The organism is Prevotella sp. LCP21S3_D2, assembly GCF_052118345.1.
In the GTDB taxonomy this organism is placed as follows: Bacteria; Bacteroidota; Bacteroidia; order Bacteroidales; family Bacteroidaceae; genus Prevotella.
The window spans coordinates 1-398 of the sequence record NZ_JBQKHJ010000112.1 but is presented as its reverse complement, the minus strand read 5'-3'; the positions used below and the strand labels follow the sequence as shown (position 1 = coordinate 398).

The window sequence follows — 398 nt, the reverse complement described above, 5'->3', positions numbered from 1 at the left end:
CAAACTCGTCGAGACAGAGCAGAGCCTTGCTGCTGAAAGCCTCCATGAAGTCCTTGTCGGTATAGGCTCCCGTCGAGTCGTTGAGGAAGTACTGGCGCAACTGTGGGGGCAGCAGCATGTGGAAGAACGTGGTCTTGAAGATGCCGCCCTTGCCCACGAAGATGAGTATCATCTGGTTCACCACCTTCAGCGTTACCCACGCCACCACCATTGCCACCAGCCACTTCTTGAAGAAATAGCGGAAGAGGCTCTGCGTATGCTCGTAGTCGGGCAGGTTCTCCACCTCGATGCGGTCGGCGAGCTGGTCGATGTAGTCGGGATCCTCTCCCTTCTTCCATTTCGGCAGACTGCGCAGGTAATCGTCCAAGGGGTCGAACGGCTCGCTGAAGTCGCTGTTG

At 57.0% G+C, this 398-nt stretch carries 1 protein-coding gene; it reads right to left on the bottom strand.

Annotation, left to right across the window (positions count from 1 at the left end):
• A partial coding sequence (locus tag ACTQ16_RS16845) for a VapE domain-containing protein (protein ID WP_441938590.1) occupies positions 1–398 on the bottom strand: 398 nt, incomplete at both ends.